A 17,965-nucleotide genomic window follows, 5' to 3' on the forward strand; every position below is an offset into this window, starting at 1 on the left:
GTACGCGTCGAAGCGGGCGCGGGGCCCGGCTCCCGGGGGAGGCTCAGACCTTGTCGATGATCCCCACCTTCCCCTCCGCGCGGGCGCAGTGCCCGCCGCAGAACCAGTGGCCCTCGACCTCGACCCCCTGGCCGATGATCTGGACGCGACAGTGCTCGCAGATGGGGGCCATCCGGTGGATCGCGCAGGAGAAACAGTCGAAGACGTGCACCGCGCCCTGCGCGTGCACCTCGAACGTCATGCCGTAGTCATTGCCACATACTTCACATCTCGCCATGCGCCACAGGGTGGGGCGCCGACGCGGCGCGGGCGAGCGGACGCCGGGCGAGTCGCCCCGCAATCACCCGTCTGACGCCCAGGCCGGTCAGGCCCCGACGCCCGCGTCGGTGAGGATCGTCATGCCGGCTCCACATCCCGCAGCAGCTGCCCGAACGCCGCCTCGTCGATCACCGGCGTCCCGAACTGCCTGGCCTTGACCACCTTCGACGTACTGGAGTCCGGGTCGTTCGTGACGAGCAGGCTGGTGAGCCGGGACAGGCTCGTCGCGACATGCAGTCCGGCCTCGACGGCTCGGTCCTCCAGCAGCTCGCGGTCGACGGAGGTGTCCCCGGAGAACGCGATCCGCATGCCCTGCTTGAGTGGTTTGTCCTCTTCGTAACGGCCTGGGTTGGGGTAGGGGCAGGCGGGGCGCTTGCGTGAGGGCCGCCAACTCCCGGACGGGTAACCGCCGGACTGCTGCCGCCCGATCGACGGGGCGGAGGACCACTCCGTGAGCGGCCGGCATTCGAGGAGGGGCAGCCGGACGCCGCGGTCCGCGGCGGCCCGCAGGCTCGGCCGGAACGCCTCGGCCAGCACGCGTGCGTCGTCCAGCGCGTGGTGCGCCCGCTGCTGTACGACGCCGAAGTGCGCGGCGAGCGACGCCAGCTTGTGGTTGGGCAGCGGCAGTCCCAGCTCCTTGGAGAGCGCGATGGTGCACAACCGCTGCCGTACCGGCGCCTCACGCTCCGCGCGCGCGTACTCCCGCGCGATCATCGACCAGTCGAAGACCGCGTTGTGCGCGACCAGTACGCGGTCCGCGAGCCGGGCGGCGAACTCCTCGGCGATCTCCTGGAAGAGCGGGGCGCCTTCGAGTACGTCGCTCGTCAGGCCGTGGATCCACACCGGGCCCGGATCCCGCTCCGGGTTGACCATCGTGTACCAGTGGTCCTCGACCTCACCGCGCGCGTCCAGCCGGTAGACGGCCGCCGAGATTATCCGGTCGTCCCGGGCCAGGCCTGTGGTCTCCACGTCGACGACCGCGTATCCCTGTGGATACGCGGCCGGCCAGGAGGCTGGGGACGCTGCGGTCGTCAGGTCTTCGAGCATGGTCACTGAGAATACGGGGCGCGACTGACAGTCCCGTCCCCGACTCCGCACTCTTCGGAGTACCCGTCAGAAGCCCACGGCGCCGACGGCCCGGTGCCCGCCGCGTGGCGAGCCCCGGCGGGAGTTGCACAGGTTTCTGCCGGGTCCCCTCGTGCGGGTTGGGGCGAAGCCCGAAGCGCATGGCTATGGACCTTTGGCCCGCCTGGTGCGAACGTGCTGCGCGCCCAGTGGACGACGGCCTGCGAAGGGCGGTACGAGACATGGCACGAGTGAGGTACGGCGCACGGACCGAGGCGGAGATCGCCGCCGCGCGCACAGCGAGCTCCAAGCTCCCCGACATCTGGTCGACCGGTGTGGTCGCCGTCTGGGAGAGCGACCCGGACGCGGTCGCGGCGGTCCTGCCGCCCCCGCTCAAACCCACCGGGCGGCCCCTGGTGCGGGTCAACATCAGCAAGGTCGACCTGCCCGGATACCCGCTGGGCGCCGGCTCGTTCGCCGTCGCCGCCGCGCACGACGGCGTCGAGGGCTGGTACCCGCTCGTCATGCCGATGACCCATGAACGGGCCCTCATCGGCGGGCGCGAGGTCTTCGGGGAGCCCAAGAAGCTCGGCGAGGTGACCGTCGAGCGTGAGGGTCTCGTCGTACGTGCCTCACTGGCCCGGCACGGCATCGCGTTCGTAGAGGTACGCGGCGCCGTCAGCGGTGACCTGCCGCTGCCCGAGCCCGCCCAGAAGACCGACTTCTACTTCAAGTTCCTTCCCGCGGTGGACGGTTCGGGCTTCGACGCCGAGCCGGTCCTCGTGCACTGCGTGCGCAACGAGAAGGTGCGCAAGCTGGAGCGCGTGACCGGGGACGTCGTGCTGCGCGAGTCGATGTACGACCCGGTCGCCGACCTCCCCGTACGGCGGCTCGTCGAGATCACCCTCGGCGAGAAGACCACCGACCAGCGGGGCAAGGTCGTCGAACGTGTCAGCGCCCAGGCCCTGTTGCCGTACATCCACCAGCGCTACGACGATCCCCAGCAGATCCTCGACGGGCCGCCCGAGGGGAGCGCCTGATGGAACTGCGGGAAGGGCAGGTCGCCGTCGTCACCGGCGCGGCGAGCGGGATCGGGCTCGCGATGGCGCGGCGGTTCGCCGCCGACGGGCTGAAGGTGGTCCTCGCGGACGTCGAGGAGGGGGCTCTGGAGAAGGCCGCTTCCGGGCTGCGGGAGGACGGGGCCGAGGTGCACGCGCGCGTGGTGGACGTCGGGGAGCGCTCGGAGGTCCTGGCGCTCGCCGAGGACGCGTACGAGACGTACGGCGCGGTTCATGTGCTGTGCAACAACGCGGGGGTCGGCTCCGGGGCCGAGGGCCGGATGTGGGAGCACGACCCGAACGACTGGAAGTGGGCGTTCGCCGTCAACGTCTGGGGCGTCTTCCACGGCATCCAGGCGTTCGTGCCGCGGATGATCGCCTCGGGCGAGCCGGGTCACGTCGTCAACACCTCGTCGGGCGACGGCGGGATCGCCCCGCTGCCCACCGCGTCCGTGTACGCCGTCACCAAGGCGGCCGTCGTGACGATGACCGAGTCGCTGTACGCGCACCTCAGGGCGGAGCACGCGCGCGTGGGTGCCTCCGTGCTCTTCCCCGGGCCCCACATGCTGCGTACGGGCCTGTGGGAGTCGCACCGCAACAGGCCCTCGCGCTACGCGAAGGAGCGGCCCAGGAAGACCCCGTACCGCAGCCTCGGCCAGTGGGAGGCCGCGATGAAGGAGGCGGGTCAGGAGGTGCGGTTCACGCCGGTCGAGCAGGTCGCCGACCTGGTGGCGGACGGCATCCGTGCCGACCGCTTCTGGCTGCTGCCCGAGAGCGAGCACAGCGACGCGCAGATCCGGGCGAGGTCGCAATCGATGCTGGACCGGGCCGATCCGGCGTACCTGGAGAACTTCATTCTGGATTGAGGGAGTCGTGATGACGGAACCGCAGGACCCGTACCTGATCATCTCCTCCGACTGCCACGCGGGCCTCCCCACCGAGGAGTACCGGCCCTATCTGGACGCCCGCTTCCACCGGGCCTTCGACGAGTTCCTCGCGGGGCGTGACGCGCGCCGCGAGGAGATGACACGGCTCGGCATCCGGAACGAGGCGTTCGCGAACAAGTGGTTCCAGGACAACGAGGAAGGCCTGAAGGGCGGTTGGGACAGCGCGCAGCGGCTCAAGGAGCTCGACGGCGACGGGGTGGCCGCCGAGGTGGTCTTCCCCGACGCGGACGCAGTGGACAGCCAGACGGCCGCACCCTTCGGCGTGGGCCTCGGTCTCTCCGGCGACCAGGACCCGGAGCTGGGCATGGCGGGCGCGCAGGCGCACAACCGCTGGCTCGCGGAGTTCGTGGCGCAGAACCCCGAACGGCACTGCGGGGTGGCCCTGTTGCCCATCACCGGTGACGTCGAGCGGGTCGTGGGCGAGGTGTACCGCGCCAAGGAGTCGGGGCTCGGCGCCCTGATGATCCCCTCCATGTGGGTCGACAAGGCGCCGTACCACGACCGCCGTTACGACCCGGTGTGGGCGGCGGCGGCCGAGTGCGGGATGCCGGTGGTGACCCACTCCGGGGCGGCGCCGCGCCATGAGTACGGCGACCATCTGGGCATCTATGTGAGCGAGGTGACCTGGTGGCCCGCCCGGCCGCTGTGGTTCCTGCTCTGGGCGGGGGTCTTCGAGCGCCATCCCGGCCTCAAGTTCGGCGTGGCGGAGTCGGGTTGCTGGTGGCTGCCGAACCTCCTGTGGTTCATGGACCGCCTCTACCTGGGCGCGCACGGCGGCAAGAAGCTGTCGCCCTTCGCGGAGATGAAGCGGCCCCCGCACGAGTATCTGGACCGTCAGGTCTTCATCTGCGCGACGAACACCAAGCGCCGTGAACTGGCCCAGCGGTACGAGATCGGTGTCGACAACATCCTCTGGGGCAGCGATTTCCCGCACCCCGAAGGGACCTGGCCCGACACGCGCGCGTGGCTGTCGAAAACCTTCCACGACATCCCGGTCGAGGAGACCCGCCGCATGCTCGGTCTCGCGGCGGCGGAGGTCTTCGGCTTCGACGTCGGACAACTGACCCCGCTCGCCAGGCGCATCGGCCCGACCCCCGCCGAACTCGGCCAGTCCGAGGACCAGTCGGCCGTCGAGGCGTCCTGGGCGCGTTCGCGCGAGGTGGGCCGCCACTGGCTCACCGACCACGACTTCCCGACTCTGGGGGTGACCCCGTGAACGATCGCTACACCGTCGTCTCGGCCGACTGCCATGCGGGCGCCGATCTCCTCGACTACCGGCCCTACCTGGCCAAGGAGCACCACGAGGACTTCGACTCGTGGGCGGCCACCTACGTCAATCCGTACGAGGACCTGCTCGCCGATACCGCCGACAGGAACTGGAACTCCCAGCGGCGCCTGGCGGAGCTGGAGGCGGACGGGATCGTCGCGGAGGTCGTCTTCCCGAACACGATCCCGCCGTTCTTCCCGTCGGCCTCCTTGATGGCGCCCGCGCCGACGGCGGAGGAGTTCGAGCGGCGGTGGGCAGGGCTGCGGGCCCACAACCGCTGGCTCGCGGACTTCTGCGCCGCCGCGCCGGGCCGCCGCGCGGGTGTCTTCCAGATCCTCCTGAACGACGTGGACGAGGCGGTGAAGGAGATCCGGTGGGCCGCCGGCGCGGGGCTCAAGGGCGGGCTGCTGCTGCCCGGCACACCCCCGGGCTCGGGTCTGCCCGAGCTCTACTCAGCGACGTACGACCCGATCTGGGCGGTGTGCGCGGAGCTGGGTGTGCCGGTGAACCACCACGCGGGCTCGGCCTCGCCGCCACTGGGGGACGAGCCTGCCGCGCGGGCGGTCTTCATGGTGGAGACGACCTGGTTCTCGCACCGGGCGCTGTGGCACCTGGTGTTCGGGGGCGCGTTCCGCCGTCACCCGGAGCTGCGGCTCGTCCTGACCGAGCAGGGCTCCGGCTGGATTCCGGGCGTGCTCGACATGCTCGACTACTACCACGGCCGACTGGTGGCAGCGGCGACGAGGTCGTCCACCGCGGAGTCCAAGTTCGGCGCGGGCCTGGCCGCTTCGATGGGCAAGGGGCCCTCGCAGGTCTGGCGCGACAACTGCTGGGTCGGCGCGAGCTTCATGCGCCCCCACGAGGTGCCGCTGCGCGACCGCATCGGCCTCGACAAGATCATGTGGGGGAGCGACTACCCGCACGACGAGGGCACCTACCCCTACTCCCGGGAGGGCCTGCGGATCGCGTACGCGGGTCTGCCGCAGGAGGAGATCGCGGCGATGGTGGGCGGGAACGCGGCCCGCGTGTACGGCTTCGACCTCGGCCTCCTCGACCCGATCGCGGCGAAGGTGGGACCGACCGTGGAGGAACTGGCGGAGCCGCTGGGGGAGCCGCCGGCGGACGCGACGAGCCCGGTGTTCGCGAAGGGAGGGTCGGTACGGGTGTGGTGACGGGTCGATACGTCACCGGTGGCGCCCGGGGTGCGATCCTCCCCGTGTGACGCAACCTACGCACGACGAGGCCCACGGCGGCAGCCTCGGTTCACGCCTCAACTGGCTGCGGGCCGCCGTCCTGGGCGCCAACGACGGCATCATCTCCACCGCGGGCATCGTCGTCGGCGTGGCCGGCGCCACCAGCGACCGCCAGACGCTGCTCACGGCGGGGCTCGCGGGCCTGCTGGCCGGGTCCATGTCGATGGCGGCGGGCGAGTACGTGTCGGTGTCCACACAGCGGGACTCCGAGAAGGCCGCGCTGGAGCTGGAGAAACGGGAGCTTCGGGAACAGCCGGAGGCCGAACTCGAGGAACTGACCGAACTCCTGGAGGAGCGGGGCCTGACCCGGGACGTGGCCCGCGAGGCGGCCGAGCAACTCACCGAGCGGGACGCGTTCAGGGCCCACGCGCGCGTGGAACTCGGCATCGACCCCGACGACCTCACCAACCCGTGGAACGCGGCCTGGGCGAGCTTCCTGTCGTTCACGGTCGGCGCGCTCCTGCCGTTGCTCGCGATCCTCCTCCCGCCGAGCGACTGGCGCGTGCCCGTCACCGTGGCGTCGGTCCTCGCCGCCCTGGTCCTCACCGGGTGGGCGAGCGCGGGCCTTGGGGCGGCGGACCCGCGGCGGGCGGTGCTGCGGAACGTGGTCGGGGGCGGGCTGGCGATGGCGGTGACGTACGCGGCGGGGGTCTTGCTGGGGTGAATCCGGCCGGGGCCCTCGCGCAGAGCCCCGGCCATTGGCGGAGATCACCAAGAAGTAAGCGCGTACCGCCGGTAATACTTGTCGGTAACAACCCCTAGCCGGGGCTCACCAGCGGTCCTACGGTTCACCCATGCCGAACCTGCCCGATGTCGTGCTGTGGTCGATACCCGCCTTCCTGCTGCTCACCGTGATCGAGATGGTGAGCGTCAGGATCCATCCCGACGAGGATGCCGCGGGTTACGCGGCGAAGGACGCCGCTACGAGCGTCGGCATGGGACTCGGCTCTCTCGCCTTCGACTTCCTGTGGAAGATCCCGATCGTCGCCCTGTACACGGCGATCTACGAACTGACGCCCCTGAGCGTGCCCGTCCTGTGGTGGACCGTCCCGCTGATGCTGCTCGGGCAGGACTTCTTCTACTACTGGTCGCACCGCGGGCATCACGTCATCCGTATCCTCTGGGCCTGCCACGTCGTGCACCACTCCAGCCGGAAGTTCAACCTCACCACCGCCCTGCGCCAGCCCTGGACGACCTGGACCGTCTGGCCCTTCTACGTCCCGCTCATCGCCCTCGGCGTGCATCCGGCGGCGCTCGCGTTCTGCTCGTCCGCGAACCTCGTGTACCAGTTCTGGATCCACACCGAGCGCATCGACAAGCTGCCCCGGGCCTTCGAGTTCGTCTTCAACACGCCCTCCCACCACCGCGTCCACCACGCTTCCCAAGGCGGCTATCTGGACCGCAACTTCGGGGGCATCCTCATCGTCTGGGACCGCCTCTTCGGGTCGTTCACCGAGGAGACCGAGCGGCCCGTCTACGGGCTCACCAAGAACATCTCCACGTACAACCCGCTGCGCGTCGCCACCCACGAGTACGCCGCCATCGCCAGGGACCTGAAGGCGGCGGGCAGTTGGCGCGAGCGGGCGGGGCGGGTCTTCCGCGGGCCCGGCTGGCAGCCCGCGCAGACGCCCGCTCCGAAGACGCCGGTCACGGAGACCGTCGCGTGAACCCACGCCTCGCGCGCGTGCTCCTCGTCTCGTTCGGCGCGGCGGCTGCCGCGGACCTCGTCTCTCTGGCCGCGGACTTCGACCCCGGGCACACGCTTGCCAAGCCTCTCCTGATGCCCCTCCTCGCCGCCCATGCGGCCGCACGCGGCGGACCCCGGCTGCTCATCGCCGCACTGCTCTTCGGCTGGGGCGGCGACACCCTGCTCCTCCTCGACGCCGAACCCGCCTTCCTCGCGGGGATGGCGTCCTTCGCGGCGGGTCACGTGTGCTACCTCGCGCTCTTCAAGAGCACTCCACGCGCGCGTGGAGCATGGCTCGCCGGCGCGTACGGCATCGCCCTCGTCGCCACCGTCACCCTGCTGTGGCCCGGCCTGCCCGCCGAACTGCGCCTCCCCGTCGCCGGATACAGCCTGCTGCTGACCGCGATGGCGTACGGCGCGACCCGGCTGGGGCCCGTGGCGGGCGTCGGCGGCGCCCTCTTCATGCTCTCCGACACGCTCATCGCGACCGGGGTCGCCGACTGGCCGCAGCTCCCCAGGCCGGACTTCTGGATCATGCTCACGTACGTCGCCGCCCAGTTCCTGCTGGTCAATGGCGTGCTGGGCACCCTCGGCGCGCGTTCGGCGCCGAGGGCGGCGTACGGTGGGATGCGCTCAACCACCCCCTGAGCGCATCCCACCGCCGCCCCGCACGAGAAGGACCCTCGCCATGCGCGCCACCACCATCCACGCCCCGTACGACATGCGCGTGGAGGACGTTCCCGAGCCCGTGGTGCAGCTGCCCACCGACGCGGTCGTGCGGGTGCTGCGGTCCTGCATCTGCGGCAGCGACCTGTGGGCGTACCGCGGCGAGGCGGCCCGGCAGCCGGGGCAGCGGATCGGGCACGAGTTCCTCGGCATCGTCGAGGAGACCGGCTCCGAGGTAACCGGCGTCAGGCGTGGCGACCTGGTCGTGGCCCCCTTCATGTGGTCCGACGGAGTGTGCGACTACTGCCGCGAAGGGCTCACCACCTCCTGCGAGCACGGCGGCTTCTGGGGTGCCGTCGGGCACGACGGCGGGCAGGGCGAGGCCGTCCGCGTTCCCTACGCCGACGGCACCCTCGTGCAACTGCCCAAGGACGCGGCCTCGGACGACCACCTGCTGTCGGCCCTGCTCACGCTGTCCGACGTGATGGGCACGGGGCACCACGCGGCGCTCGGCGCAGGGGTCCGCAAGGGCTCCACCGTCGCCGTCGTCGGGGACGGCGCCGTCGGGCTGTGCGCCGTGCTGGCCGCCAAGCGGCTCGGCGCCGAGCGGATCATCGCGCTCGGCCGCCACCAGGCGCGCACCGACATCGCGCGCCTCTTCGGAGCCACTGACATCGTCGCCGAGCGCGGCGACGCGGCCGTCGAGGCCGTCCGGGAGCTGACCCGGGGCCAGGGCGCGCACTGTGTCGTCGAGGCGGTCGGAACCGAGCAGTCCATGAAGACGGCCTTGAACATCGCCCGCGACGGCGGCGCCATCGGCTTCGTCGGGGTTCCGCACGGCAGTGGTACGGGGCTGGATCTGGGCGTGATGTTCGACCGGAACGTCGCCCTGCGCGGCGGGGTCGCGCCGGTGCGCGCGTACATCCCGGAGCTGCTGCCCGACATCCTCGACGGGACCATCGACCCCTCGCCCGTCTTCGACCGGACGGTCGGCATCGAGGACGTGCCCGAGGGCTACAAGGCGATGGACGAGCGCACGGCTCTCAAGGTGCTCGTCACCAACTGACGCCGTTCGTCGGGCAAGGTGCTGGTCACTGGCTGACGCCGTCCTTCAGGCTCACCACCGGATCGGCACCGGCAGTGCCGTCAGCACGCCCGAGACCACGACGACCACGCCCAGTGCCAGCACCTCCGCGCGCGCGGGGGAGCAGGCGCTGAGCGGGTCCGTGGCCCGGCGCAGCCGCAGGCGCGCCCACAGGGCCAGGACGGCCACGGCGACCACCAGGAGCAACTTGGCGAGCAGCGTGCGCCCGTACGCCGTCGTCGTCAGCTGGTCCAGGACCGTCCCCGGCGGCATCCGGCGCAGCGCGCTCCAGGTGCCCGTCGCGGTGAGCGCCGCGAACAGGACGGCCGCCACGCGCGCGTAGAGGCCGAGCAGCGCGACCCCCGTCTCCGTAGGACCCGATTTTCGCAACTCCCGCAGCATCCGCAGGACGTACAGCAGACCGCCCACCCACAGCGACGCGCAGATCAGGTGTACGAGCGTCAGGCCGGAGCCGACCAGCGGGCTGTCCTCCGTCGGGGGATGGGCGCGCAGCGCCTCCGCGACGGCCACCGCGGCCAGCGGCCACACCTGGAGGGCGGGGCGGCGATAGAAGGCGCAGAGGCCGGCCACTCCGAAGGCGTTCACCTCCAGGAGCGCGAGCTTGCCCTCCCGGGTCTGGTAGAGCCCGCCGACGTCCATGTCGGAGAGGTGATGGGGCAGCAGATTCCCGGTGGCCACGACCGAGGCCAGCCCGAGCGCGGCCACGAAACCGGCGGCCGCGGCGAACGGCGCCCAGCTGCGCGGCGCATCACCCAGGGGCGCACCCACGCGGCGGGCCAGCCGGGCCGCGAACAGCTCGCCCACGGGGACGCACAGCGCCGCGAACAGCACCGCGCGCAGCAGGGCGATGCCGCCGGCGCCGGGGGGTGCGGCCTCTCCGGTGCCGTCCAGCGCGGCGCGCGGCCCGAGCAGCGGGATCAGGGCCGCCACCGCCACCAGGGCGAGCACGGCGACGGCCCGGCCGGTGGCATGGCGCCGGGCCGGCTCGGGTCCGTCGGCCACCTCGGCGGTCGGTCTTGTCAACGTCACCTCAAGATCTTCACCAGTCGTCACAGATCGGGGCAAGTGCAGTGAAACAACTGGCGGAACGGCATTCCGCCCATGGGTACGTCTCCGTCGGCCGGGCGACTCAGGCCCAGATCCGGGATCAGGCCCAGGCCCGGGCCCGGGATCAGGCCCAGCGGGCCGAGTCCGCCCCCAGAGGAACCGGCGGCTGTGCCCAGTCGTCCGGTCCGCCCGCGAAGGACACCGGCGGCCGGGCGTACCGCAGCCTCCCCAGCCCGCTGTCCCTCTCGGTGAGCCAGGCGTCCGCCTCGTACGGGGCATCCGCGGCCCCCTCACCCGAGACGTCGAGCCCGCCCACCAGCCACGCCGCCGTCTGCGCAAGGGCCAGCCGTACGAGCCGGGTCCCGCCCTCCTCCGACTGCTCGGTGAGCGAACGCAGCACCGCGGCGGCCAGCAGATACCCCGTGCCGTGGTCGAGGGCCTGCGCGGGCAGTGCACCGGGCCGCTCCGCCGAACCCTCCGTCGCCGCGATCCCGGTCGCGACCTGCACCAGACTGTCGAAGCCGCGCCGCTCCGCCCACGGCCCGTACCCGCCCCACGCCGACAGCTGCGCCACCACCAGGCCGGGACGCCGCTCGGCCAGCGCCTCCGGCGTGAGCCCGAACCGGTCCAGGGCGCCGGGCCGGTAGCCGGTGACGACGACGTCGGCCCCGGCGAGCAGCGCCTCGAAGGACTCCCGGTCGTCGGCGTGGCCGAGGTCGAGGGAGGCGGACCGCTTGCCGAAGCCCGTGTCGGCGTGCTGGTCGGGGAGTTCGGGCAGCCGCGGCGAGTCCACGCGCAGGACGTCGGCGCCGAGCAGCGCGAGCGTACGGGTCGCGACCGGGCCCGCGATGACCCGTGTGAGGTCCAGGACGCGTACGCCCGCCGCGGGCAGCAGCGGGTCACCGGCGAGCGGCGCGAGCGCACGTACCGGCGCGTCGCCGACCCGCTCCCGGCTCAGCAGCGGCCTGCGAGCCACCGCCGCGCCCTGCTCGTGCGCCGCCCACTCCTTCGCCGTACGCAGGGCGACGGCGAGGCCCCCGGCCGCGCACACCGTGTCCTCCACCTCCACGGCGGACCGCTCCGCGAGGCGACCGGCGACGGTGTCCACCGACGCGTCCCCGGGCAGCCCGAGCGCGCTCAGCAACCGCGCCCGGTGATGCGGATAGTTCGCGTGCGTCCGCACCCAGCCGTCCGCGGCGCGCCAGAACCGGGACAGCGGCGCGAAGTTCACCGGCGCCCGCCCGTCGACCAGCAGATGGCGTTCACTCACGAACGCCGTGGCGACGGCACCGTCGTCGACCCGCACCTCGGGCACGTCCGGCAGCCCGGCCCGCCGCGCGCCCAGCTCGGCGCCCGCCAGCGCGCAGGCCCCGACACAGGCCCGCGCCAACTCCCGTACGGGCAGCCGCGCTTCCAGCACCCCACCCCGTACGACGTTCGATATCCGCGAGACCAGGGCGGCATCGCCACCCAGCGCCGACCAGACGAACTCGGTGTCCTCAGCAGTCATAGAGGCACTATGCCGGGTGTACTGAATCAACATGTCGACCCGGGGTGAGAGGGGAAGCATGCCGGGGCGGAATTCCGTGAGTGGGGAACAGGCCGTTCCGGCCCGCTGTCCAGCCTCCTCCCTGTTCCGGATGTTCCGGAACCCGACCGGTACGTCGGCAGGGGCGACCCGCGGGCGGATCGGGAAGCAGGGGAACACCAACCGGAACCGGCAGCAGACAGCAGGGCATCTCGGGCTTGTGGACGACGACCGGGCGCCGGCCATGGCTCCGGATGTCGGCGCACCGCCGTGAACAGCCGTCCGGCGCAGAAGTCGCGCCGGAGAGCCCATCCTTCGCCGCACGATCATTTGTCTTGAACTGTGAAAGTTTTGCGATCAATTGGTGACTACTCTCCACTGATATTGATCAAGTCCCGTACAGCGGGGCCGATTTCAGGGGGTGGAGAGTGGCTGGGAGAAACCCAGGACTCGTAGGAAGATCGGTCATGGCGTTCGCGCTCGTGGCCGGATTGTCGGCCTTCGCCGGCAGCGCACAGGCGGGTACGACCGAGTGCAAGCTTCCCGAGACGGGGGAACTGGGCGTCGAGCAACTGCCCACCGGATCGTCCGTGATTACGTGCGGCGCGGTCGGACGGGTCGTCGTCCACGACGGTGCCGGTGTGACCGTGCCCGAGCCGGGCATGGCCGTGAGCGTCGACATGCTCACCGTGGACGGCGAGTCACACGGATTCACGCTGGAGGTCGCGGCGGACGGCAAGATCTCCTACCTCCTCGAAGGAGCCACCGCGGACTCCTCCACCGCCGGCTACGACGTGTCCGAGTCGACGACACCCGACCCGCAGTCCGACGTCCCGGCGGAGGCGGACACGGTCACCGACTCCGCGGACTCCTCCACCGAGGCCGAGGTGGCCGACGTGGACGCCGCCGCCTCGCCGTCGGCGTGCAGCGACGGTGCGTACAAGACGGACGACCGCAAGGAGTACGGCACCTACAACTGGTACATCGGCGACGGCGGTCTGCCCGCCGGGCTGTCCAAGAACGACGCCATATACGTGTTCATGGACGCCCTCGACAACATCACCGACAGCTACAACAACTGCGGCTACAGCGACTCGGTCGGCGCCAAGGAGAACTACCTGGCCACCACCAGCCGGGAGGCGAGCGTCAACAAGAGCAGCCAGTGCACCGGCCAGGACGGCCTGAGCGTGTGGGACGCCGGCGACATCAAGGACACCGCCGTCGCCACGACCTGTTCGTACACTTGGTCGATGCCGGGGGTGAAGAACGATCTGCGTGAGGCCGACGTCCGGTTCAACACGTACGACAAGGACTTCACGAACAAGCCCACCAGCACTTGCGCGAACAGGTACTTCGACGTCCGCTCCGTCGGTACGCACGAGGCCGGCCACATCTTCGGACTCGGTCATGTCGGGGCGGGGCACGAGAACCTCACCATGTACACGGATTCGTTCAGGTGCAAGACGATCGCCAGGACCCTCGGCAAGGGCGAGATCCTGGCGCTGCGCAGTATCTACTAGGCAGCCCCCATGGAGGCGTCGATGAGATGGTCCGGGCGATCCGCGGTTCTGCCAATGATGTTGACGGCGTTGGCCGTGGCGGCTGCGGCGTGCACGACGAGCAGCAGCAGTGACGGCGACGGGGCGGCGTCCTGCGCCTACCGGATCCTGTACCAGGACCGGACGTACGAGGACGTCGCGGACGTGACGTTCAAGGCCGGCGGAGAGCTGGGCACCGCCACCCACCCGGCCTGCGACGACACCGGCGGTCAGGACGAGACCCTGCCGGCGGACACGATGACGGCCTACGAAGTGGACGGCATCCCACCCGAGATGGCCATCGCGGTCGGCGACACGCCCGCGGACGCGCGGCTCGTCGCCGTCTACTCGAACAAGGAACTGCCGCCCGAGGTGCAGAAACTGGTCGACGGATCCTGACACCGGTGCGGGGCGTCACCGCCCCGCACCGGCCCGGCCTGCTGTTTCCAGTCGTTCGCCCGGGGATCGTCCCCGGGGTTACTTGACCGCCTTCAGCGCGTTGATGATCCCGGCCCCGTAGAAGCCGTTCAGGCGCTTGCCGCCCACGCAGGTGGCGTCGACGACACCGTCACCGTTCCCGTCGTACGGGTCGGTCGGGCAACCCGGGTTGTCCGCCTGGGCCTTGAGAAGCGCCTGGAGCTGGGCCGGGGTCGCCTTGGGGTACTTGGACTTCAGCAGCGCGGCCACGGCCGCGGCGTGCGGCGACGCCATCGACGTGCCCTGCAGGAAGCCGTACTGGTTGTTCGGCATCGTGGAGAGGATGCGGCCGTTCTGCGACGGCGTGTCCGGGATCTGGTAGCGGTCGCCGCCCGGCGCCGCGACGTCGATGACACCGTAGCCGTAGGTGGAGAAGTACGACTTGGTGCTGTTGACGCCGGTCGAACTCACCGTGACGACACCTGGCAGCTGCGTCGGGATGTCGAAGCACTCGTGCGGGTCTATCGTGCGGGGCACCGGAGTCGAGTCGTCGGGGCTGGACTCGTCGAGGATGGCGTCCGAGTCGAGGTCGTGGTTGGAGTTGCCCGCCGCGGCGACACTGAGGGTGCCCTTCTTCTGGGCGTACAGCTGGGCCCGGTTCACCGCGTCGACGATCGCCCGCTGGTCGGGGTCGTCCAGGCAGTTGTAGAGCCACGGGTCCACGTAGTAGCTGTTGTTGGTGATCTCGACGCCGTGGTCGGCGGCGAACACGAAGGCGCAGACGACGCTCTCCGGGAAGAAGAGCTGACCGGCGTCCGGCTCGGCCACCGTGATGCCCGCGACCTTCACACCCGGCGCGACGCCCGCCACACCGATGTCGTTGCGGGCCGCGGCGATCTCACCCGCGACATGCGTGCCGTGGTAGTGGTCGGCGTCCACGGGGCGCCAGGCGCCGTACGTCGTGTCCGGCTTGCCGCCCACGCAGTTCGCGGACTGCGAGGCGGAGAAGTTCGGGGCGAGATCCGGGTGGGTGTCGTCGACGCCGGTGTCGATCACGGCGACCGTCACGTTCCTGCTGCCCGGGTTGATCTTCGCGGCCTTGTCGGCGCCGATCGCACGCAGGTCCCACTGGTCGGCCTCGAGGGGCTCCGCGCCCGCCACGGCGCTCTGCGACAGCTCGGCGGCGTCCGCGGCCGACAGCATCTGCGCCGCGCCTTCCTCCGTGGTCCCCGCGGCGGTCAGCGGCGCCGTCCGCGTCGCACCCGCCGTCTGCACTCCGCGGGCCGCGCGGATCTGCTCGCCGAAGACCGGGTTGGCCGAATGGACGACGATCACACCGATCTTCTCGTACGCGATGACGACGGTGCCGCCGGCCTTGGCGATGGCCTTCTTCACCGACTCGACCGTGCGGTGGTCGGCCTTGGTGTTGACCACGTACGACAGGACCGGGCCGTCCGCGCTCGTCGCGGCGGTCGCCGTGAGCGGGGCGGCCGTGGCGGCACCCGGCAGGAAACCGAGCGAGGCGGTGAGCGACAGGACGACCGGCACCGCGAGGGCGAGGCGGCGTCTGGAACGCAGATGAGCCATGGGATCTCCACATCATCCGGAAAGCGAGCGGCCCGAACACGGGTGGTGCCCGGGCAGGTACATGACGGAGTGGTGCAGGCCGAAGCTATCTCCCGCCCGACCTGGCCAGCAATGACTTCCGAGGACGACTTCCGAAAGAAGTGATCCGAGTTGAACCGGTCCATGCGTGGCGCCGTGACGTTGAGCAGGGAGCACGAGCACGATCGTGCCCCCTGTTGGATCACGCCCGTGGACACCTGACATCGCCGTCCGGCCCACGTGGTCCGCGTAAACGTGAGGTCAGAAACAGCCATGTCCGTGCCCAGCCCGTCCCCGTCCGCGAGCTCCGACTCGCCCCCGTCCACCGTCGTCACCGCACCCGCAACGCGAGGAGACTCCGTGGCTACCGACGCACCGCCCCCCTCGAAGACAGAACCCCACGCCCCCTCCACCCAGGAGTTCATCGAGGTGCAGGAGAGCGCCGAGTTCGGTGAACTGCGCCGCTCCCACCGCTCCTTCGCCTTCCCGCTGACCATCGGCTTCATCGCCTGGTACCTGCTGTACGTCCTGCTCTCGAACTACGCGGGCGACTTCATGGGCACCAAGCTCTTCGGCAACATCAATGTCGCCCTGGTGCTCGGTCTCGCCCAGTTCCTCACCACGTTCCTCATCGCCTGGTGGTACTCGCGGCACGCCGCCGCGAACCTCGACCCCAAGGGCGAAGCCATCAAGTCCCGGATGGAGGGCGGCGAATGAGCCCCCAGTTCGTTCTCGCCGCCGGTGAAGCCAGCGAGCACCGGCCGCTGATCATCTCCCTGTTCGCGGTGTTCGTCGTGGCGACCCTCGTCATCACCGTCTGGGCGGGCCGCCAGACCAAGGACGCGGCCGACTTCTACGCCGGCGGGCGCCAGTTCAGCGCCTTCCAGAACGGGCTCGCCGTCTCCGGCGACTACATGTCCGCCGCGTCCTTCCTCGGCATCGCCGGCGCGATCGCCCTCTTCGGGTACGACGGCTTCCTCTACTCCATCGGCTTCCTCGTCGCCTGGCTGGTGGCGCTGCTCCTGGTCGCCGAACCGCTGCGGAACTCCGGCAAGTACACGATGGGCGACGTGCTCGCGTACCGGATGCGCCAGCGCCCGGTCCGTACGGCGGCAGGCACCTCCACGATCGTCGTCTCGATCTTCTATCTGCTGGCCCAGATGGCGGGCGCCGGCGTCCTGGTCTCGCTGCTGCTCGGCATCACCAGCGACGCGGGCAAGGTCGGCATCGTCGCGCTCGTCGGCCTGCTGATGATCGTGTACGTGACGATCGGCGGCATGAAGGGCACCACCTGGGTCCAGATGGTCAAGGCCGTCCTGCTCATCAGCGGCACCCTGCTCATCACCTTCCTTGTGCTGCTCAAGTTCAACTTCAACATCTCCGACCTGCTCGGCTCGGCGGCCACCAACAGCGGCAAGGGTTCGGCCTTCCTGGAGCCCGGCCTGAAGTACGGCCTCACGACCACCTCGAAGATCGACTTCATCTCGCTTGGCATCGCACTGGTCCTCGGCACCGCCGGCCTGCCGCACATCCTGATCCGCTTCTACACGGTGCCGAACGCCAAGGCCGCGCGGAAGTCCGTGAACTGGGCGATCGGCATCATCGGCGGCTTCTACCTGATGACCATCGCGCTCGGCTTCGGCGCGGCGGCCCTCATCTCGCAGGACGAGATCATCGCCTCCAACAAGGCGGGCAACACGGCGGCCCCGCTGCTCGCGCTGCACCTCGGCGGAGTCGACTCGGCCTGGGGCGCGATCCTGCTCGCCACCATCTCGGCGGTCGCCTTCGCCACCATCCTCGCGGTCGTCGCCGGCCTGACGCTGGCCTCGTCCTCCTCGTTCGCGCACGACATCTACGCGAACGTCATCAAGAAGGGCACGGCCACCGAGAAGGAAGAGGTCAGGGCCGCCCGCTACGCCACGGTCGCCATCGGTGTCGTCTCCATCGGCCTCGGCGCCCTCGCCCGCGACCTGAACGTCGCCGGTCTGGTCGCGCTCGCGTTCGCGGTCGCCGCCTCCGCCAACCTGCCGACGATCCTCTACAGCCTCTTCTGGAAGAAGTTCACGACGCAGGGCGCCCTCTGGTCGATCTACGGCGGTCTCACCACGGCCGTCGGCCTGGTGCTGTTCTCGCCGGTGGTCTCGGGCAAGGCCACGTCGATGTTCCCGGACGTCGACTTCCACTGGTTCCCGCTGGAGAACCCGGGCATCATCTCGATCCCGGTCGGCTTCCTGCTGGGCTGGCTCGGCACCATCCTCTCGAAGGAGGAGCCGGACACCGGCAAGTACGCCGAGCTGGAGGTTCGCTCCCTCACCGGTACCGGAGCGCACTGAGTATTTCTCCGGTGACGGCCGCGTCGTAGATCTCTACGACGCGGCCGCGCCGTGTCTCGTGGGATCGGGCCCCTCTCGATGTCAGTCCTGTCACGTAGGCTCGCTGGTGTCTGACAAAAATGAACCGCATC

General features: G+C 70.6%; 17 protein-coding genes. 12 read left to right on the forward strand and 5 right to left on the reverse strand.

Annotated elements, in window-relative coordinates; genetic code table 11:
* Nucleotides 1-43: 43 nt before the first annotated feature.
* The gene (locus OG246_RS22255) at nucleotides 44-277 is read right to left on the reverse strand and encodes a hypothetical protein (protein WP_266466275.1); all 234 of its coding nucleotides are present in this window, start codon (nucleotides 275-277) and stop codon (nucleotides 44-46) included.
* A gap of 119 nt (nucleotides 278-396) precedes the next feature.
* Nucleotides 397-1,365, reverse strand: a complete 969-nt coding sequence (locus OG246_RS22260; RefSeq protein WP_266466278.1) for a DEDDh family exonuclease — start codon at nucleotides 1,363-1,365, stop codon at nucleotides 397-399.
* A 260-nt stretch (nucleotides 1,366-1,625) separates the two neighbouring features.
* Here OG246_RS22260 and OG246_RS22265 point away from each other — a divergent pair, with 260 nt between their 5' ends.
* The 8 genes from OG246_RS22265 (at nucleotide 1,626) to OG246_RS22300 (ending at nucleotide 9,327) form a co-directional block, all read left to right on the forward strand.
* Nucleotides 1,626-2,423 (forward strand): acetoacetate decarboxylase family protein, encoded by a 798-nt coding sequence (locus OG246_RS22265; RefSeq protein WP_266466281.1) that lies wholly within the window; start codon nucleotides 1,626-1,628, stop codon nucleotides 2,421-2,423.
* The gene (locus tag OG246_RS22270; RefSeq protein WP_266466284.1) at nucleotides 2,423-3,307 is read left to right on the forward strand and encodes an SDR family NAD(P)-dependent oxidoreductase; all 885 of its coding nucleotides are present in this window, start codon (nucleotides 2,423-2,425) and stop codon (nucleotides 3,305-3,307) included. Before OG246_RS22265 ends, OG246_RS22270 begins: the two co-directional genes overlap by 1 nt.
* A 10-nt stretch (nucleotides 3,308-3,317) precedes the next feature.
* Entirely contained in the window at nucleotides 3,318-4,604 is a 1,287-nt protein-coding gene (locus OG246_RS22275) for an amidohydrolase family protein (RefSeq protein WP_266466288.1), read from the forward strand.
* On the forward strand, nucleotides 4,601-5,827 hold the full coding sequence (locus tag OG246_RS22280) for an amidohydrolase family protein (protein ID WP_266466291.1): 1,227 nt from the start codon (nucleotides 4,601-4,603) through the stop codon (nucleotides 5,825-5,827). The genes OG246_RS22275 and OG246_RS22280 overlap by 4 nt, the downstream gene beginning before the upstream one ends.
* A 46-nt stretch (nucleotides 5,828-5,873) precedes the next feature.
* Nucleotides 5,874-6,572: a VIT family protein gene (locus tag OG246_RS22285; RefSeq protein ID WP_266466295.1), complete on the forward strand. Its 699-nt coding sequence runs from the start codon at nucleotides 5,874-5,876 to the stop codon at nucleotides 6,570-6,572.
* Nucleotides 6,573-6,702: 130 nt separating this feature from the next.
* Entirely contained in the window at nucleotides 6,703-7,575 is an 873-nt protein-coding gene (locus OG246_RS22290; protein WP_266466298.1) for a sterol desaturase family protein, read from the forward strand.
* Complete coding sequence (locus OG246_RS22295; protein WP_266466301.1) at nucleotides 7,572-8,243, forward strand: lysoplasmalogenase; 672 nt, start codon at nucleotides 7,572-7,574, stop codon at nucleotides 8,241-8,243. The genes OG246_RS22290 and OG246_RS22295 overlap by 4 nt, the downstream gene beginning before the upstream one ends.
* 40 nt (nucleotides 8,244-8,283) lie before the next feature.
* Nucleotides 8,284-9,327, forward strand: a complete 1,044-nt coding sequence (locus tag OG246_RS22300) for a zinc-dependent alcohol dehydrogenase family protein (RefSeq protein ID WP_266466304.1) — start codon at nucleotides 8,284-8,286, stop codon at nucleotides 9,325-9,327.
* A gap of 51 nt (nucleotides 9,328-9,378) precedes the next feature.
* Here OG246_RS22300 and OG246_RS22305 read toward each other — a convergent pair whose 3' ends face one another.
* The gene (locus OG246_RS22305; RefSeq protein WP_266470798.1) at nucleotides 9,379-10,389 is read right to left on the reverse strand and encodes a CopD family protein; all 1,011 of its coding nucleotides are present in this window, start codon (nucleotides 10,387-10,389) and stop codon (nucleotides 9,379-9,381) included.
* A gap of 148 nt (nucleotides 10,390-10,537) precedes the next feature.
* The gene (locus tag OG246_RS22310) at nucleotides 10,538-11,923 is read right to left on the reverse strand and encodes a CoA transferase (protein ID WP_266466306.1); all 1,386 of its coding nucleotides are present in this window, start codon (nucleotides 11,921-11,923) and stop codon (nucleotides 10,538-10,540) included.
* Between the two features lie 485 nt (nucleotides 11,924-12,408).
* On the opposite strand from OG246_RS22310, the gene OG246_RS22315 reads away from it, so the two are divergent.
* Nucleotides 12,409-13,461 carry a peptidase M10 gene (locus tag OG246_RS22315; RefSeq protein WP_266466308.1) on the forward strand — a complete coding sequence of 351 codons (1,053 nt, stop codon included), beginning with the start codon at nucleotides 12,409-12,411 and terminating at the stop codon, nucleotides 13,459-13,461.
* A gap of 54 nt (nucleotides 13,462-13,515) precedes the next feature.
* The gene (locus OG246_RS22320) at nucleotides 13,516-13,878 is read left to right on the forward strand and encodes a DUF6281 family protein (RefSeq protein ID WP_266466311.1); all 363 of its coding nucleotides are present in this window, start codon (nucleotides 13,516-13,518) and stop codon (nucleotides 13,876-13,878) included.
* Between the two features lie 78 nt (nucleotides 13,879-13,956).
* On the opposite strand, the gene OG246_RS22325 is transcribed toward OG246_RS22320, so the two are convergent.
* Complete coding sequence (locus OG246_RS22325; protein WP_266466314.1) at nucleotides 13,957-15,483, reverse strand: S8 family serine peptidase; 1,527 nt, start codon at nucleotides 15,481-15,483, stop codon at nucleotides 13,957-13,959.
* 378 nt (nucleotides 15,484-15,861) lie between these two features.
* On the opposite strand from OG246_RS22325, the gene OG246_RS22330 reads away from it, so the two are divergent.
* Entirely contained in the window at nucleotides 15,862-16,218 is a 357-nt protein-coding gene (locus OG246_RS22330) for a DUF485 domain-containing protein (RefSeq protein WP_266466317.1), read from the forward strand.
* Nucleotides 16,215-17,834, forward strand: coding sequence for a cation acetate symporter (locus tag OG246_RS22335; protein ID WP_266466320.1), 1,620 nt, complete (start codon nucleotides 16,215-16,217; stop codon nucleotides 17,832-17,834). The genes OG246_RS22330 and OG246_RS22335 overlap by 4 nt, the downstream gene beginning before the upstream one ends.
* Nucleotides 17,835-17,965 lie beyond the last annotated feature (131 nt).

It is taken from the genome of Streptomyces sp. NBC_00620, assembly GCF_026341825.1.
In the GTDB taxonomy this organism is placed as follows: Bacteria; Actinomycetota; Actinomycetes; order Streptomycetales; family Streptomycetaceae; genus Streptomyces.